At 74.8% G+C, this 15,665-nt stretch carries 15 protein-coding genes and 1 tRNA gene; 6 read left to right on the top strand and 10 right to left on the bottom strand.

The window, feature by feature from the left end:
- The coding region (locus JIG38_RS06845) for a hypothetical protein (RefSeq protein WP_199423005.1) at positions 1-406 on the top strand (406 nt) is incomplete at its 5' end.
- Positions 407-722: 316 nt separating this feature from the next.
- Positions 723-2,027, top strand: coding sequence for a hypothetical protein (locus JIG38_RS06840; RefSeq protein ID WP_199423004.1), 1,305 nt, complete (start codon positions 723-725; stop codon positions 2,025-2,027).
- Positions 2,028-2,099: 72 nt separating this feature from the next.
- On the opposite strand, the gene JIG38_RS06835 is transcribed toward JIG38_RS06840, so the two are convergent.
- The 5 genes from JIG38_RS06835 to glmU all read right to left on the bottom strand — a co-directional run bounded on the left by JIG38_RS06835 (position 2,100) and on the right by glmU (position 8,113).
- A complete protein-coding gene (locus JIG38_RS06835; protein ID WP_199423003.1) occupies positions 2,100-3,626 on the bottom strand; it encodes a sugar transferase in 1,527 nt (508 codons plus the stop codon).
- Positions 3,627-3,827: 201 nt separating this feature from the next.
- The gene (gene pth, locus JIG38_RS06830) at positions 3,828-4,427 is read right to left on the bottom strand and encodes an aminoacyl-tRNA hydrolase (RefSeq protein ID WP_199423002.1); all 600 of its coding nucleotides are present in this window, start codon (positions 4,425-4,427) and stop codon (positions 3,828-3,830) included.
- A 120-nt stretch (positions 4,428-4,547) separates the two neighbouring features.
- The gene (locus tag JIG38_RS06825; protein ID WP_199423001.1) at positions 4,548-5,201 is read right to left on the bottom strand and encodes a 50S ribosomal protein L25/general stress protein Ctc; all 654 of its coding nucleotides are present in this window, start codon (positions 5,199-5,201) and stop codon (positions 4,548-4,550) included.
- A gap of 327 nt (positions 5,202-5,528) precedes the next feature.
- Positions 5,529-6,512, bottom strand: a complete 984-nt coding sequence (locus JIG38_RS06820; RefSeq protein WP_199423000.1) for a ribose-phosphate diphosphokinase — start codon at positions 6,510-6,512, stop codon at positions 5,529-5,531.
- Positions 6,513-6,517: 5 nt separating this feature from the next.
- Entirely contained in the window at positions 6,518-8,113 is a 1,596-nt protein-coding gene (glmU, locus tag JIG38_RS06815; RefSeq protein WP_199422999.1) for a bifunctional UDP-N-acetylglucosamine diphosphorylase/glucosamine-1-phosphate N-acetyltransferase GlmU, read from the bottom strand.
- Positions 8,114-8,266: 153 nt separating this feature from the next.
- Here glmU and JIG38_RS06810 point away from each other — a divergent pair, with 153 nt between their 5' ends.
- On the top strand, positions 8,267-9,055 hold the full coding sequence (locus JIG38_RS06810; RefSeq protein ID WP_199422998.1) for an endo alpha-1,4 polygalactosaminidase: 789 nt from the start codon (positions 8,267-8,269) through the stop codon (positions 9,053-9,055).
- A 40-nt stretch (positions 9,056-9,095) separates the two neighbouring features.
- On the opposite strand, the gene JIG38_RS06805 is transcribed toward JIG38_RS06810, so the two are convergent.
- Together JIG38_RS06805 and JIG38_RS06800 are read right to left on the bottom strand one after the other, a co-directional pair.
- Positions 9,096-9,833 carry a polyamine aminopropyltransferase gene (locus tag JIG38_RS06805; RefSeq protein ID WP_199422997.1) on the bottom strand — a complete coding sequence of 246 codons (738 nt, stop codon included), beginning with the start codon at positions 9,831-9,833 and terminating at the stop codon, positions 9,096-9,098.
- A gap of 76 nt (positions 9,834-9,909) precedes the next feature.
- Positions 9,910-9,981 (bottom strand) — tRNA-Gln (locus JIG38_RS06800).
- Positions 9,982-10,121: 140 nt separating this feature from the next.
- Here JIG38_RS06800 and JIG38_RS06795 point away from each other — a divergent pair.
- Genes JIG38_RS06795 through JIG38_RS06785 form a run of 3 tightly spaced genes read left to right on the top strand, consistent with a single transcriptional unit; the run spans position 10,122 to position 11,833 of the window.
- Complete coding sequence (locus JIG38_RS06795; protein WP_199423024.1) at positions 10,122-10,751, top strand: TetR/AcrR family transcriptional regulator; 630 nt, start codon at positions 10,122-10,124, stop codon at positions 10,749-10,751.
- Positions 10,748-11,236, top strand: coding sequence for a MarR family winged helix-turn-helix transcriptional regulator (locus tag JIG38_RS06790; protein ID WP_199422996.1), 489 nt, complete (start codon positions 10,748-10,750; stop codon positions 11,234-11,236). Before JIG38_RS06795 ends, JIG38_RS06790 begins: the two co-directional genes overlap by 4 nt.
- A 57-nt stretch (positions 11,237-11,293) precedes the next feature.
- Positions 11,294-11,833, top strand: a complete 540-nt coding sequence (locus tag JIG38_RS06785) for a GNAT family N-acetyltransferase (protein WP_199422995.1) — start codon at positions 11,294-11,296, stop codon at positions 11,831-11,833.
- 4 nt (positions 11,834-11,837) lie between these two features.
- On the opposite strand, the gene JIG38_RS06780 is transcribed toward JIG38_RS06785, so the two are convergent.
- The 3 genes from JIG38_RS06780 to rsmA are packed head-to-tail and all read right to left on the bottom strand — an operon-like array spanning position 11,838 to position 15,653.
- Entirely contained in the window at positions 11,838-13,697 is a 1,860-nt protein-coding gene (locus JIG38_RS06780) for an ABC-F family ATP-binding cassette domain-containing protein (RefSeq protein ID WP_199422994.1), read from the bottom strand.
- A complete protein-coding gene (locus JIG38_RS06775; protein WP_307844651.1) occupies positions 13,697-14,653 on the bottom strand; it encodes a 4-(cytidine 5'-diphospho)-2-C-methyl-D-erythritol kinase in 957 nt (318 codons plus the stop codon). Before JIG38_RS06775 ends, JIG38_RS06780 begins: the two co-directional genes overlap by 1 nt.
- 28 nt (positions 14,654-14,681) lie before the next feature.
- Entirely contained in the window at positions 14,682-15,653 is a 972-nt protein-coding gene (rsmA, locus tag JIG38_RS06770) for a 16S rRNA (adenine(1518)-N(6)/adenine(1519)-N(6))-dimethyltransferase RsmA (RefSeq protein WP_199422993.1), read from the bottom strand.
- Between the last annotated feature and the right edge of the window lie 12 nt (positions 15,654-15,665).

Below are 15,665 nucleotides of genomic sequence, written 5' to 3'. Positions count from 1 at the left end.
GAACTCCTGGCTGCACGACAACCTCTACTACCTCCAGGACCCCAACTACGGGAACACCCCCACCCACGACGACAACGTCCAGATCCAGGCCGGCACCAACATCACCATCCGCAACTCGGTCCTCGAGTCGACGCACAACGCCGCGGTGATGATCACCCAGGACGCCGGCGCCGTCTCGAACATGACGTTCACCGGCAACTGGGCGAACAACGGCGCGTGCACGATCAACGTCGCGCAGAAGTCCTACGGGCCGGTCGCCGGGCTCACGTTCACGGGCAACACCTTCGGGCTCGACACGCGCCACGCCCGCTGCGCGATCCTCATGCCGACCACGACGTCGTCCATCTCGACCGTCACCGGCAACGTGTTCACCGACGGCTCCGTCGTGACGGTGTCGCGGGGCTGACCCCCACCTGGCCGGTCTCCGCCTCTGCGGGCCGCCCGGTCTCCCGGGCGTCGTCCCGGGGACCGGCCGGGACGGCCCGCATCGTACGTCGCGGGCCCCCACCAAGATCTCTTGGTCTCAGTGATCGGACCGATACACCCATTCGGGTGAATGTCGTTACCTTTCTGTGATCGACGAGGCCCGTCGCCCACAAGGCCCGACGGGTTTGACCTGACCGAGCGGTCCGCGCTGCGCGCGGGCGTCGCACCGAGCGACCGTGCCCTGGGGGCTCGCGCACCGGGCGCGGATGCGCCACCGACGAAGGAAATCTCTCGCCATGACCTCTGCTGTCCCGATGCTCCCGCGCGCCCGAAAGGCCCCCACGACGGGCCTGCGCGCACGCAAGACGGCCCGCTGGGCCGTCGTCACGGCCGCCCTGGCCGCTCTCGTGGCGGCCCCGGCCGTCACGGCGGCGCCTGCCGAGGCGCTGACCTACACGACCGGCGGCCCCGCCGGCAACCTCGACGTCGCCGCCGCCGTCCCCGGTGGCGTGCAGGTCAAGGGCTGGGCCTGGGACCCGGACACGACCGCCGCCGTCACCGTCAAGGTCACCGTGGGCGCCGTCAACGGCCAGGGCCCGGCCAACCGGTCGCGCCCCGACGTGGCCACGGTCTTCCCCGCCGCCGGGACGAACCGGGGCTACGACATCACCGTCCCGACGGCCGCCGGCTCGCAGAAGATCTGCGTGACGTACGTCAACGTCGGCAACGGCAGCAACAAGGTGTTCTCCTGCCGCACGGTCACCGTCGCGACGGGCAGCACCGCACCGGCCCCGGCGCCCGCGCCGGCGCCGACCACGCCGCCCGTCCCGAACGCCACGAACACGGGCGTCCCGGCCGGCACGCCCCTCACGGTCCACAACGGCGACCTCACCATCACGACGCCCGGTGCGGTCATCAGCAACCTCGACATCCGCGGCTTCGTGCGGGTCAAGGCGAACAACGTGACGATCAAGAACTCGATCATCCGCGGTCGGCCCGGCCTGACCAGCTACATGTCGCTCATCCAGAACGGCGACCAGGCGAACAAGCTCACCGTCATCGACTCCGAGCTCATCCCGAGCGAGAAGTCGCCGTACATCGACGGCATCGTCGGCAAGAACTTCTCGCTCATCCGCGTCGAGATCCGCGACGTCGTCGACCAGGTGAAGATCACCGGCAACGACGTCCTGGTCCAGGACTCGTTCCTGCACAGCAACCTGCACTACCTGCAGGACCCGAACTACGGGAACACCCCGACCCACGACGACAACGTGCAGATCCAGCGCGGCACCAACATCACCATCAAGAACTCGGTGCTGCAGAACTCGCACAACGCCGCGATGATGATCACCCAGGACTCGGGCGACGTCGGCACCGTGACGGTCACGGGCAGCCGGCTCAGCGGCGGCGCCTGCACCATCAACGTCGCCGAGAAGTCCTACGGCCCGATCCAGGGCATGCGGGTGACGAACAACGTCTTCGGCCTCGACACGCGCCACGCGCGCTGCGCCGTGCTCATGCCGCTGACGACGAGCTCGATCTCGACCGTCACCGGGAACACGTTCACGGACGGCTCCACGGTCACGGTGTCGAAGGGCTGACGCCCTCCGTCCGCACGCCGACGGCCCCTCCTCGCACCCGTGAGGAGGGGCCGTCGGCGTCAGCGGGTGCGGTCAGTAGGCGCCGCTCGGACGCAGCACGGCGCGGACGGTCTTCCACAGGATCATGAGGTCCATCGCGACCGACCAGTTGTCGACGTACCGCAGGTCGAGGCGCACGGCCTCGTCCCACGTCAGGTCCGACCGACCCGAGACCTGCCAGAGCCCGGTGAGGCCCGGCTTGACGCGCAGGCGCCGGTGGACGGCGTCGGCGTAGCCGGCCACCTCCTCCGCGAGCGGCGGTCGCGGGCCGACGAGCGACATGTCGCCCTTGACGACGTTGAGCAGCTGGGGCAGCTCGTCGAGCGAGTAGCGCCGCAGGAAGCGCCCCACGGGCGTCACCCGAGGGTCCCGCTTCATCTTGAACAGGACGCCCGCACCCTCGTTGTCGCCCAGGAGAGCGGAACGCCGCGCGTCGGCGTCGGCGTACATGCTGCGCAGCTTCCACAGGGTGAAGGTCTGCCCGTCGACACCCACGCGCTTCTGCGAGTAGAAGGGCGACCCTGTCGAGGTCAGTCGGACGGCAGCCGCGGCCCCCAGGATCACGGGGGTCGCCGCCATGAGGAGCACGAGACCCGCCGTGCGGTCCAGGAGTGCCTTCGCGAGCAGCCGCGTGCGCGGTGCGCCGACCTCGACCTCGAGGAGGGAGAGCCCGGCGGCCGGACGCACGGTGAGCCGCGGCGTGGTCACCTCGACGATGTCCGGCACGACGACGAGCTGCGCGCCGGCACGGTCGAGCGCCCACGACAGCCGGCGCAGCGCCTCGCCGCTCAGAGCGCCGCCCGCGACCACGACGACCTCGATCGCCCGGTCGGACACGATCTGCGCGACGTCGGCCACGGCGCCCACCACGGGCACGTCGGTGGCGGCGGGGACCTCGTCGAGGCTCGGGACGCAGATCCCCGTCACCTGGTAGCCGTGGTACGGCGCGCGTCCCAGGTCGCTGACGACGCGTGAGGCGTCGCGCGGGTCCCCGACGACGAGCGTGCGCATCATGGCGTCGCCGTCGGCCCGGGCGCGGTGGAGCACACGGCGCAGGACGTAGCGGCCGAGCACCGCGACCGCGATGGCGAGCGGCACGCCGCCGAAGACGAGGAGCCGGGAGATCTCGGCCTTGGTGACGTAGCTGAGCGTCATGAGCGCGACGATGCTCCAGCCGCCCGCGCGCAGCAGCGCCTGGAACTCGGCCGGGCCGTCGCCCATCTGACGCGTCTCGTAGCCGCCGGCGAGCGCGATGACCGCGAGGAGGCCCGCGACCCCGACCGCCGTCAGCACCGCGGACTGGAAGCCGCCGCCGTAGAGCGGGATGGTCGTCGCGACGCCCACCGCGAGGGCGGCGACGGCGTCGAGCGCGAGGACGCGGCGGCGGTAGCCGGGGGCGACGTGGTTCCACAGCTGGGCGCGCGCGACCTCGTCGTTGAACGGGGTGCGCCGCACCACGAACGGCTGGGACGAGGCCCAGGACCGGCGGGGCTCGGCGGCGACACCGCGCCGGTCCTCCCTGCTCGCCCTGTCGAAGTCACGGTCGGCGGCCAGCGTCACCTGCTGTTCACCTCACTCGTCCGATGTTCACGTCGGTTGCGAGGGTATACGGCCGGAATCGCCCCGTCTGCCCCAAGTGTCCGATTTCACCCGTTCGGCCAACCCCGTGACCGGGACGTGACCCCGCGCCGACCCGCAGCAGACCCGGGGAGCACCCCCTGCGTCCCGCCGGGTCCGCGACGCCCCGACCGGTCGCGAGGACTAGGCCGGCGGCGCGTGGAACCGCTGCTGGGCCGCGAGGAGGCCCTGCATGACGACCGCCTCGACCGCGTCCGCCGCCGAGTCCAGCAGCCAGGGCAGCTCCTTGCGCTCGGCGCCGGAGAAGTCCTTGAGGACGAAGTCGGCCGGGTCGGTGCGCCCGGGGGGCCGGCCGACACCGACCCGGACGCGCACGTAGTCGCGCGTGCCCACGGCCGAGGAGATGCTGCGCAGGCCGTTGTGCCCGCCCTCGCCGCCGCCCTGCTTGAGGCGCACGGACGCGAAGGGGATGTCCAGCTCGTCGTGCACGACGACGAGCCGCTCGGGCGGGACGCCGAGGTACTGCACGAGCGCCCCGACCGGGCCGCCAGAGACGTTCATGTAGCTCGACGGCTTCGCGAGCAGCACCCGCGGTCCCGGAGCGCCCCCGGGCAGCGTGCCCAGGCGGATGTCCGCGACGCGCGAGCGCGTGCGGTGGCTCGTGAACGTGGCGCGAGCGCGCGCGGCGAGCTCGTCGAGCACCATCTGGCCGACGTTGTGCCGGTTCCCCGCGTAGCCGGGGCCCGGGTTGCCCAGCCCGACGACGAGCCACGGGTCGCTCACGGGTGCGTCCTTCCGGTCGGTGCCGGCGGTCGTGCCGGCGGGAGACCGACGGCGCCCGGCCCCTGAGGGGAGCCGGGCGCCGTCGGTGCTGCGTGCTGCGTGCTGCGTGCGTCCGCAGGCTCAGGCCTGGTCGGAACCCGCGCCCTCGTCGCCCTGCGCGGACTCGGCGGCGGCCTCGGCGGACTGCTCCGCGGCGAGCTCGGCGACGGCAGCGTCGGCGGCCTCGTCGTCGGCCGAGACGGTCGGCGTCGAGACGGTGAGGATGATCGCGTCCGGGTCGCCCGTGTAGGTCGCGCCCGCGGGGAGGACCAGGTCCGCGCCGCGCAGCTGGGCGCCGGCCTCGAGCCCCTCGACGGAGACCTCGATCGCCTCGGGCAGGTGCGTCGCCTCCGCCTCGAGGGTCACGGACTGCGCCTCGACGACGTGGATGGTGCCGGGGGCCGACTCACCGGTGACGTGCACGTTGACGTCGACGGTGATCTTCTCGCCCTTCTTCACGACGAGCAGGTCGACGTGCTCGATGACGTTCTTGACCGGGTCGCGCTGGACGTCCTTGGCGATGGCGAGCTGCGCCTTGCCCTCGAGGTCGATCGAGAAGAGCGCGTTGGCGTGCTTGAGCGCGAGCATCGTCTCGTGGCCCGGGAGGGTGATGTGCAGCGGGTCCGACCCGTGCCCGTAGAGCACGGCGGGGATCTGGTCGGCACGGCGGATGCGGCGCGCGGCGCCCTTGCCGAACTCGGTGCGGGTGGTGGCGGCGAGCTTGATCTCGGACACGGTGACTCCTGTGCTGGTGCTGGTGCTGCGCGCGAGGCGCGACGTGCGGACGGATGACGACTGATCGCCGGCTCGGCCGGCAGCTGGGCGGCCTCGGCGCGGGACGCAGGACGGACGCGCAACCGACACACTCGTACCGGCCCGTGGCCGCTACGGTCGACCGCCCGTCGATCACGGAGTCGCGGTCCTGGCGGCGCCACGCTCACGCGTGGCGCACAGCCCGTCCGACGTCCCTCGCCGAGGCAACTTGCCTACTCTACCCGGCCTTCCCGCATGGCCGGGACCCAGCGGGCCCAGCGGGCGGACCCAACCGGCACGGGAACCTGCTCAGGTGGCCCCGTCGAACAGCGAGGTCACGGAGCCGTCGTCGAACACCTCGCGGATCGCGCGCGCGATGAGACCCGCGATCGAGAGCACCGTGAGGCGGTCGAACTGCCGCTCCTCGGGGATGGGGAGGGTGTCGGTGACGATGACCTCGCGCGCCCCGCACTCCTGCAGGCGCTGCGCGGCCGGGTCCGACAGCACCCCGTGCGTCGCGGCGACGATGACGTCCTTCGCGCCGGCGTCGAGCAGGACGCGCACGGCCTCGGCGATCGTGCCGCCGGTGTCGATGAGGTCGTCGACCAGGACGGCCGTGCGGCCCTCGACCTCGCCGACGACCCGGTTCGCGACGGACCGGTTGGGCCGGCTGATGTCGCGCGTCTTGTGCACGAACGCGAGCGGGCAGCCACCGAGCTTCGCGGCCCACTGCTCGGCCACGCGGATGCGGCCGGCGTCGGGCGAGACGACGGCGACGTTGGTGAGGTCGACGCGCGTGCGCACGTAGTCGACGAGCAGCGGCATCGCCCAGAGGTGGTCGACGGGGCCGTCGAAGAAGCCCTGCGTCTGCGCGGCGTGGAGGTCGACGCTCATGAGGCGGTCGGCGCCCGCGGTCCGGAACAGGTCGGCCATGAGCCGCGCCGAGATCGGCTCGCGCCCGCGGTGCTTCTTGTCCTGGCGCGCGTAGCCGTAGAAGGGCTGGATCACGGTGATGGTCTTGGCGGACGCGCGCTTGAGCGCGTCGACCATGAGCAGCTGCTCCATGATCCACTGGTTGATGGGCGCCGTGTGGCTCTGGAGGACGAAGGTGTCCGCGCCGCGCACGCTCTCCGAGAAGCGCACGTAGATCTCGCCGTTGGCGAAGTCGTACGCCGTCGTCGGCAGCAGCTCGACGCCCAGCGCCTTGGCGACGTCGTCGGCGAGCTCCGGGTGGGCGCGGCCCGAGACGAGGACGAGGCGCTTCTCGGACTCGTGCGAGGTGATCCCGGTCATCGTGGTCAGCGTCCTTCGGTGGAGGGTGCGTCGGACTGCCGACGGTCGGGTGGGGTCTGGGCGGCCAGGGCGCGCGCGAGCTCGGCACGGGCCTGGGGCGAGAGCGGGGCGTCGTCCTCGTCGCCGAGCGCGGCGGCCGCGGCAACGGCCGACGGCGTGCCGGGCCGCCGACGCAGCACCCACCGGTCGATCGTGCGCTGCGGCGCGGTGTTGATGCCGAGCGCGCCCGGGTGCACGTCGCGGCGGATCACCGAGCCGGCGCCCGTGTAGGCGCCGTCGCCGATGGTCAGGGGCGCCACGAGGGCGTTGTCCGAGCCGATGCGGACGTGGTCGCCCACCGTGGTGTGGTGCTTGGTGACGCCGTCGTAGTTGACGAAGATCGTCGCGGCGCCGATGTTCGTGTGCTCGCCGATCGTCGCGTCGCCCACGTAGGACAGGTGCGGGACCTTCGAGTGGTCGCCGATCGTCGCGTTCTTGGTCTCGACGAACGCCCCGATCTTGCCGTCGGCGCCGAGCGACGTGCCCGGCCGCAGGAAGGAGAACGGCCCGACGACGGCGCCCGCCCCGATCCGCGCCTGGGTCGCGTGCGAGCGCACGACCTGCGCGCCCTCCTCCACGACGACGTCGGTGAGGGTCGTGTCGGGCCCGACGACGGCGCCGCGCGCCACTCGCGTCGTGCCGTGCAGCTGGGTGCCCGGCAGGAGCGTGACGTCCTGCTCGAGCTCGACGTCGACGTCGACCCACGTCGTCGCCGGGTCGACGACGGTGACGCCCGCGGCCATCCACTCGGCGAGGATCCGCCGGTTGAGCTCGGCGCCGAGCGTCGCGAGCTGCGCGCGGTCGTTGACGCCCTCGACGAGCACCGGGTCGTCGACCCGCAGCGCGCGCACCGCGCCGCCGTCGGAGCGCGCGATCGCGAGCACGTCGGTGAGGTAGACCTCGCCCTGCGCGTTGTCGCGCCCGAGCCGGCCGAGCGCGCCGCGGAGCACCGCCGCGTCGAACACGTAGACCGAGGAGTTGATCTCGCGCACGGCGCGCTGCTCGTCGTCGGCGTCCTTGTGCTCGACGACGCCGAGCACCTCCCCCGTACCGGGCTCACGCAGGATGCGGCCGTAGCCCGTCGGGTCCTCGACCTCGGTCGTGAGGACCGTGACCGCGTTGCCGTCGGCCGCGTGCGCCTCGAGCAGCTCCGCCAGGGTGCCCGCGTCCAGCAGCGGGATGTCCCCCGCGAGGACGACGACCGCGCCCTCGACCTGGTCGGCGTCGTGCCCGTCGTGGCCCTCGTGCACAGCGGCGGCGTGCGCTGCGGCGTCCAGGACCCCCAGCGCGCACTGGACCGCCCGGCCCGTGCCCGGGACGTCGTCCTGGTCGGCGACCAGCACCCGCGGGTCGAGCTCGAGGGCGTGCGCGGCGACGCGGTCGCGCTCGTGCCGGACGACGACGGCGAGCCGCTCCGGGTCGAGCGCGCGGGCCGCGGCGAGCGCGTGGCCGAGCATGGTGCGGCCGGCGAGGGGGTGCAGGACCTTCGGGGTGGCGGACCGCATCCGGGTCCCCTCCCCTGCGGCGAGCACGACGACGGCGGCGGGACGGGCGTGGGTCACGGGACTCCCGGGGGGTGCTCGACTGCTCCGCCGCGACGGCGACGGCCACGCGTGGGCACGTGGGGGCGCGGGCGCAACTCTACCGTCGCGCGCGGCCTGCCCCGTCGCGTCGGAGGGCCGACCGGGCGACACCGGCGACCGTACGATGCGGGCGTGCGGACGCTCGCGGCGGGGCTCGCCACGGTGCTCGCGCTCGGGGCGTGCGGACCGGTGCCCGAGAGCTCGGGGACGGTGACCCTGCCGCAGGCGGGCGCGACGTTCGACTACCAGCTCGGCGGCGCCTACCCGCCGCCGGCGGGCGTCGCCGTCGTCGTGCGCGACAGCAGCGCGGACCCGCCCGACGACGGCTACGCGATCTGCTACGTCAACGCCTTCCAGACCCAGCCCGGCGAGCGCGGCGTGGACGACCTCGTGCTGCGCGAGGAGGGCGCACCCGTGACGGACCCCGCGTGGCCCGACGAGGCGGTGCTCGACCTCACCACGGCCGACGCTCGGCGCCGCGTCGTCGCGCGGGCCCGCACCCTCGTCGAGGCGTGCGCCGGGCGGGGGTACGACGCGGTCGAGCTCGACAACCTCGACGTCGCGACGCGCTCGCGCGGCGCCTTCACCCTCGCCGAGGCGACCGCGGTGGCGACCGACGTCGTCGCCCACGCCCACGCGCTCGGGCTCGCCGCGGCGCGGAAGAACACGCCCGAGCTGGGCGCCGGGGGCCGCGACGACGTCGGGTTCGACCTCGCGATCGCCGAGCAGTGCGACCGCTGGGACGAGTGCGCGGCCTACACGGACGTCTACGACGTCGTGCTCGACGTCGAGTACGCGCACGACCTGCGCGGCACGGCCGACGACGTGTGCGCGCGCGCCGTCGACGGCCCGACGACGATCGTGCGCGACCTCGACCTCGTGCCGGCGGGTGGGCCCGGGTACGTGCTCGTGACCTGCTGACGGCGACCGAGGCGGCGTCCCTCGCGCACCGCGCCGGAGCTCAGCGTCCGGGCACCCCGGGCGGGGCGCCGGCCACGTACACGGTGTTGGCCGACCGGCCGCCGGCGAGCGGATTGGCGAACTCGACCACCGCAGCCTCGGCACCAGGGCGGACGCCTTGCAGGACGGCGAGGAACTCGGCGTCGGGCGGGTCGTCGGACCAGAGCGCGAACACGCCGTCCGGGTGCAGGTGCCGCATCAGGCGACCGAGGCCCTCGGCGGTGTAGAGGTCGGCGTGCGCGGGAGCGAGCACGTGCCGGGGCGAGTGGTCGATGTCCACGACGAGCGCGTGGAACCGGCGCGGCGACCCACCCCCGTCGAGGCCCCGGCCCTCGCGGACGACCGCGAAGAAGTCGTCGGTGACGAACGACGTCCGGGCGTCGCCGGCCACGACCGGCCCGAGCGGCACGAGGCCCTCACGGTGCCACCGGACCACGGTCGGCAGGGCCTCGACGACGACCAGCGCACCGACCCGGGCGTCCGCGAGCGCGGCCGCCGCCGTGTACCCGAGGCCCAGGCCCGTGACCATGACGTCGAACGGACCGTCACCGGCGAGCCGGGCCAGGGCGATGCGCGCGAGCTCCTCCTCGCCCTCGACGAAGAGGCTCGACATGATGTACTCGTCGCCGAGCTTCACCTCGTGGACCTCGCGGCCCGTGACCGGCTCGACGCGGCGGCGCAGGCTCAGGCCCCCGATCGGGGTCTGCTCGAAGTCGAGCTCCACCAGGCGTGAGCGCACACCGACCTCCCGGACTCGTGACCGCCCACCCTCCCACGCCCGGTGCGGGGCGCGACCCGTCCGCGGACGCCTGCCGCTCCGCCCCCAGGATTCGAACCTGGACCGCAAGGCTCCAAAGGCCTGCATGCTGCCGTTACACCAGGGCGGACCGACGCGCGGCGGGCCGGACGCGGGCCCTCGCGAGGGCGCGCCGGGGTCCCGCTGCTCGCGGCGGTCACCCAGTGTGCCAGGGCCGCACGGCATGATGGACGGATGGCGACCTCGAGCAAGCGCGCACCGCGTGCCCGGATGACGGGGTCCCAGCGCCGCGAGCAGCTCCTCGACGTCTCGCGCACCCTGTTCGCCGAGAAGGGCTTCGAGGGCACGAGCGTCGAGGAGATCGCCTCGCGCGCGCAGGTGTCCAAGCCTGTGGTGTACGAGCACTTCGGCGGCAAGGAGGGCGTCTACGCCGTCGTCGTCGACCGGGAGATCCGCGCGCTCACGGGCGCCCTGATCGGCGCGCTCGAGCAGGGTGGGCACCCGCAGGTGCTCGTCGAGCGGACGGCGCTCGCGCTGCTCACGTACATCGAGACCTCGACGGACGGGTTCCGGATCCTCGTGCGGGACTCCCCGGTCGCCCAGGCCACGGGCACGTTCTCGAGCCTCATCGGCGACGTCGCCGCGCAGGTCGAGCACCTGCTCGGCGCGCAGTTCACCAAGCGCGGCCTCGACCCGAGGACGGCGCCGATCTACGCGCAGATGCTCGTCGGCATGGTCGCGCTCACCGGCCAGCACTGGCTCGACACGCGCAGCCCCAAGAAGGAGGAGGTCGCGGCGCACCTCGTGAACCTCGCCTGGTACGGGCTGTCGGGCCTCCAGCGACGTCCCGCCCTGCGCGGCGAGGCCCGCGACGAGGCCCGCGACGAGGAGACGGCGTGACCGACGAGGTCGACCGGATCGTCGCGGCCTGGCAGCGCGAGCGACCGGACCTCGACGTCGAGCCGCTGTCCGTGCTGTCGCGCGTCAGCCGGCTCGCACGGCACCTCGACCTCGCGCGGCGGACGGCGTTCGACCGGCACGACCTCGAGCTGTGGGAGTTCGACGTGCTCTCGGCGCTGCGGCGCGCGGGCGACCCGTACCAGCTGTCTCCCGGCGCGCTCGTGACCCAGACGCTCGTCACGAGCGGGACCATGACCAACCGGATCGACCGGCTCGCGGCGCGCGGGCTGGTCGAGCGCCTGCCGGTCCCCGCGGACCGGCGCGGCGTGCTGGTCCGCCTCACCCCCGCCGGACGCGCGCGCGTCGACGCCGCGCTCGAGGACCTCCTGCGGGTCGAGCACGGGCTGCTCGGCTCGCTGCGGGAGGCGGACCGGGAGACGCTCGCGGCCCTGCTGCGCGAGCTCGTCGCCCCGTTCGACGCGTGACCGGCGACCTCGAGCGGTGACCCACCGGGCCGTCACGGCTCTGGGAGGATCGGCGCGATGACCATCGAGCTGCGGCCCTGGGCCCCGAGCGACGCCGGTGCGCTGCACGCGGCGGCCGTGCTCGGGCCCGACGTCGCGCGCCAGCTCGGCGGCGTCTCCGACCGCGAGGGCTGCGAGCGCCTGGTCACCGAGCGCCTCGCGGTCTGGGGCCCCGACCGGTTCCACGTCGCCGTGACGGTCGACGGTCTCGTCGTGGGCGACGTCGGCGTCAGCGAGGTCGAGCGCCGGCACGACACCGCCTGGGTGCACTACTGGCTCGCCGACGGCTACCGGGGCCGGGGACTGGCCGTGCGCGGCCTCGCGACCGTGGCCGCGTGGGCGTCCGGCGAGCTCGGCCTCTTCCGCCTCGAGCTCGGCCACCGCCTCGAGAACCCCGGGTCGTGCCGGGTCGCGACGCGCGCGGGCTTCGCGCCCGAGGGCGTCGAGCGCGCGAAGCTGCGCTACGGCTCCGAGCGGTTCGACGTCGAGACGCACGCGCGCCTCGCGACCGATCCCGCGCCCGACGTCGAGCACCTGCCGTTCCGCCGTCCCGCCTGACGGGTCAGCCCGCGACCTCCGCCGCGACGAACCACTCCTCCTCGAGCGCCTCGCGCTCGGCGGCGAGCTCCCGCAGCTCGGCGTCGAGCCGCTGCACGAGCGTGTGGTCGGTCGCCCCGGCCGCCAGCTGCTCGTGCAGCTCGACCTCGCGCGCGGCGATCCGCGCGAGGCGCCGGTCGATCCGCGCGACCTCCTTGCGCGCCGCGCGCACGTCGGCGGCCGAGGGTGCGGCAGCCGGCCCGCCGGGACCGGCGGCGCCGGCGTCCGGCGCGGCGCCGTCCTCCTCCGGCCCGGCAGCGCCCGCGGCGCGGGAGGGCGCCTCACGCCGCAGCGCGAGGTACTGCTCGACGCCGCCCGGGAGGTCCCGCAGCCGGCCGTCGCCGAGCAGGGCGACCTGCCGGTCGCACACGCGCTCGAGCAGGTAGCGGTCGTGCGACACGACGACGAGCGTGCCCGGCCAGCCGTCGAGCAGGTCCTCCATCGCGGCGAGCGTGTCGGTGTCGAGGTCGTTGGTCGGCTCGTCGAGGAGCAGGAGGTTCGGCTCCCCGACGAGCAGGCGCAGCAGCTGCAGCCGGCGGCGCTCGCCGCCCGAGAGGTCGCCGACGACCGTCTGGGCCCGCTCGCGCGCGAAGCCGAGCCGCTCGACGAGCTGCGCGGCGGTGAGGTCCTTGCCGCCGACCGCGACGAGCCGCCGCTCGCGCTCGACCACCTCGACCACGCGCAGGTCGGCGACGTCGTCGAGCTCGGCGACGTCCTGCGTGAGGGTCGCGACGACCACGGTCTTGCCCCGCTTGACCCGGCCCGCGGTGGCCCGGAGCGAGCCGTCCAGCAGCCTGAGGAGCGTCGTCTTGCCCGCGCCGTTGACGCCGACGACGCCGAACCGGTCCCCCGGGCCGAGGCGCCACGTGACGTCGTCGAGCAGCGTGCGGTCCTCCCCGGTCGGACCGGTGAAGCGCACGGTGACGTCCTCGAGGTCGACGACGTCCTTGCCCTGGCGCGCGGTCGCGAGGCGGGTCAGCTCGAGCGGGTCGCGCGGCGGCGGCTCGTCCGCGATGAGCGCCGAGGCCGCGTCGAGCCGGAACTTCGGCTTGCTCGTGCGCGCGGGCGCGCCGCGGCGCAGCCACGCGAGCTCCTTGCGCAGCAGGTTGTCGCGCTTGGTCGCCGCCACGCCGGCCGAGCGCTCGCGCTCGGCGCGCGCGAGCACGTAGGCCGCGTAGCCGCCCTCGTAGGACACGACCTGACCGCCGGGGCCGCCGTCGCGCGCGCCCGTGACCTCCCACATGCGCGTGCACACGGCGTCGAGGAACCACCGGTCGTGGGTCACGACGAGCAGGGCGCCCCGGGCGCCGCGCGCCCCGAACCGCGCGCTGAGGTGCTCCGCGAGCCAGGCGACGCCCTCGACGTCGAGGTGGTTCGTCGGCTCGTCGAGGAGGAGCACGTCGTGGTCGGCGACCAGCAGCGCCGCGAGCGCCACGCGGCGGCGCTGGCCGCCCGAGAGGTGGGCGACGTCGGCGTCGAGGTCGAGGTCGGCGAGCAGGCCCGCGTGCACCGCGCGCACGCCGGCGTCCCCGGCCCAGGTGTGCTCGGCGTCGGACCCGTGCACGAGGTCGCGGATGCGCGTGCCCGGCGGCGGCTCGTCGCGCTGGTCGAGCATGCCGACGCGCACGCCGCCCGCGTGCGTCACCCGGCCGGCGTCCGGCTCGAGCCTGCGCGCGAGCAGGCGCAGCAGCGTCGACTTGCCCGCCCCGTTGGGCCCGACGACGCCCGTGCGCGCGCCGGCGTCCAGGCCGAGGCTCACCCCGTCGAGCAGCGTCCGCGTGCCGACCGTGTACGTCAGGGAGTCGGCGCCGAGCAGGTGCGCCATCAGTCGACGCCGCGCAGCGAGCGCGCCGGGCCGGATCGGGAGGACCCCTGCAGCACGCGCGCGCCCGGGACCGGGCCCACGGCCGTGAGCACCGCGTCCGCCACGCCCGCGGCCGTCATCGCGGCGGCGACGGCCGCCGCCGCCTGACGGCTGCGGGTGAGCGCCGCGACGGTCGGGCCCGAGCCGCTGACGATGACGCCGAGCGCCCCCGCGTCCTGCGCGACGGCGAGCGTCTCGGCCAGCTCGGGGGCGAGCTCGAGCGCGGCGTCCTGGAGGTCGTTGACGAGGGCGCGCCCGACCGCCTCCGCGTCGCCGGTGCGCAGGGCCTGCATGAGGGCCCGGTCCGCCTCGGGCTCGCCGCCGGCCCCGCCGACGATCTCGTCGAACATCGCGTAGACCTCGGGCGTCGACAGGCCCCGGTCGCGCAGGCCGAGGGCCCAGTGGTACTCGCCCCGGCTGAGGGCGGGCGTGAGCAGGTCCCCGCGGCCGCGCCCGACGGCGGTCTGGCCGAGCAGGGCGAAGGGCACGTCCGAGCCGAGCGTCGCGCCGATCTCGGCGAGCGCCTCGCGGGACAGGCCCGTGCCCCACAGCGTGTCGAGCGCCAGGAGGGTCGCGGCGGCGTCGGCCGAGCCCCCGGCCATGCCGCCCGCGACGGGCACTCCCTTGTGGATGTGCAGGCGCGCGGCGGGCTCGGCGCCCGTCGCGGCCGCGAGCGCCGTCGCGGCGCGCCATGCGAGGTTGGTCCCGTCCGTGGGCACGCGCTCCGCGTGCAGGCCGCTCACCGTGAGGCTGAGCCGGTCCGCGTGCCAGGCCGAGACCTCCTCGTGCACCGACAGCGCCTGGAACACCGAGGCGAGCGGGTGGTAGCCGTCGGGGCGGCGCCGGCCGACCGTGAGCGCGAGGTTGACCTTGCCCGGGGCGCGCACGCGCACGTCGGCGTGGTCCTGGGTGCTCACGCCCCCCACTCTCCCAGAGCCGCGCACGTCACGCGTCCGCACGCCCCTCGTCGGGTTCGGCGGGGCCCGTGCGGCCCGCCGGGTCGGACGGACGCCGGACGGCGGCGCCGCGGTCACCCGGGTCGCCGCCCGGACCGCCGAGGTGCCCGGCCGCGGCCAGCTGCTCGGCGACGCGCGCGAAGGCGGTCACGTCGAGCACCTCGCCGCGGGCCGTCGGGTCGACGGCCGCCGCCACGAGGGCCGCCTCCGCGGCGGCCGAGGAGCCGGCCAGGCCGGCGAGCGCCGAGCGGAGCATCTTGCGCCGCTGGGCGAAGGCCGCGTCGACCACCGCGAAGACCTGCTCGCGCGACGCCGTCGTCGGCGGCGGGTCCCGACGCTCGAGCGCGACCAGCGAGGAGTCCACCCGGGGCACCGGCCAGAAGACCGCGCGGCCGATCGCGCCCGCGGACCGCGCCGAGGCGTACCACGCGGCCTTGGCGGACGGGATGCCGTACGTCCGCGAGCCGGGCGGCGCCGCGAGGCGCTCGGCGACCTCGGTCTGCACCATGACGAGCACGCGCTCGAGCGAGTCGAACCGCGCGAGGAACGAGAGCAGCACGGGCACCGCGACGTTGTACGGCAGGTTGGCGACGAGCGCCGTCGGCGGCGGGCCGGGCAGCTCGGTGACGGCGAGCGCGTCGGCCGGGAGCACGGTGAGACGGTCCGCGGCCCCCGGGGCGCGCTCGGCGACCGTCAGCGGCAGCTGGGCCGCGAGCACCGGGTCGATCTCGACGGCCACCACCTCCGCACCCGCCTCGAGCAGGCCGAGGGTGAGCGAGCCGAGGCCGGGACCGACCTCGACGACCCGCTCGCCGGGCGTCACGCGCGCGGTCCGGACGATGCGCCGCACCGTCCCGGCGTCGACCACGAAGTTCTGGCCCCAGGACTTCGTCGGGCGGATGCCGAGACGCCCCGCCAGGTCCCGGACGTTCGTGGGACCCAGCAGGGCGTCGGTGGTCATGCGGACGAGCCT

The organism is Actinotalea solisilvae (assembly GCF_016464425.1).
Taxonomy (GTDB): Bacteria; Actinomycetota; Actinomycetes; order Actinomycetales; family Cellulomonadaceae; genus Actinotalea; species Actinotalea solisilvae.
Note: the sequence above shows the minus strand (reverse complement) of the source record. Positions and strands in the feature narration are given on the sequence as shown.

Bases quoted from the DNA above. Each gene is read 5' to 3' on its own strand.
- JIG38_RS06840 (WP_199423004.1), top strand. From the start codon at position 723: ATGACCTCTGCTGTCCCGATGCTCCCGCGCGCCCGAAAGGCCCCCACG.
- JIG38_RS06820 (WP_199423000.1), bottom strand. From the start codon at position 6,512: ATGACCGGGATCACCTCGCACGAGTCCGAGAAGCGCCTCGTCCTCGTC.
- JIG38_RS06795 (WP_199423024.1), top strand. From the start codon at position 10,122: ATGACGGGGTCCCAGCGCCGCGAGCAGCTCCTCGACGTCTCGCGCACC.
- JIG38_RS06785 (WP_199422995.1), top strand. From the start codon at position 11,294: ATGACCATCGAGCTGCGGCCCTGGGCCCCGAGCGACGCCGGTGCGCTG.
- JIG38_RS06780 (WP_199422994.1), bottom strand. From the start codon at position 13,697: ATGGCGCACCTGCTCGGCGCCGACTCCCTGACGTACACGGTCGGCACG.
- rsmA (WP_199422993.1), bottom strand. From the start codon at position 15,653: ATGACCACCGACGCCCTGCTGGGTCCCACGAACGTCCGGGACCTGGCG.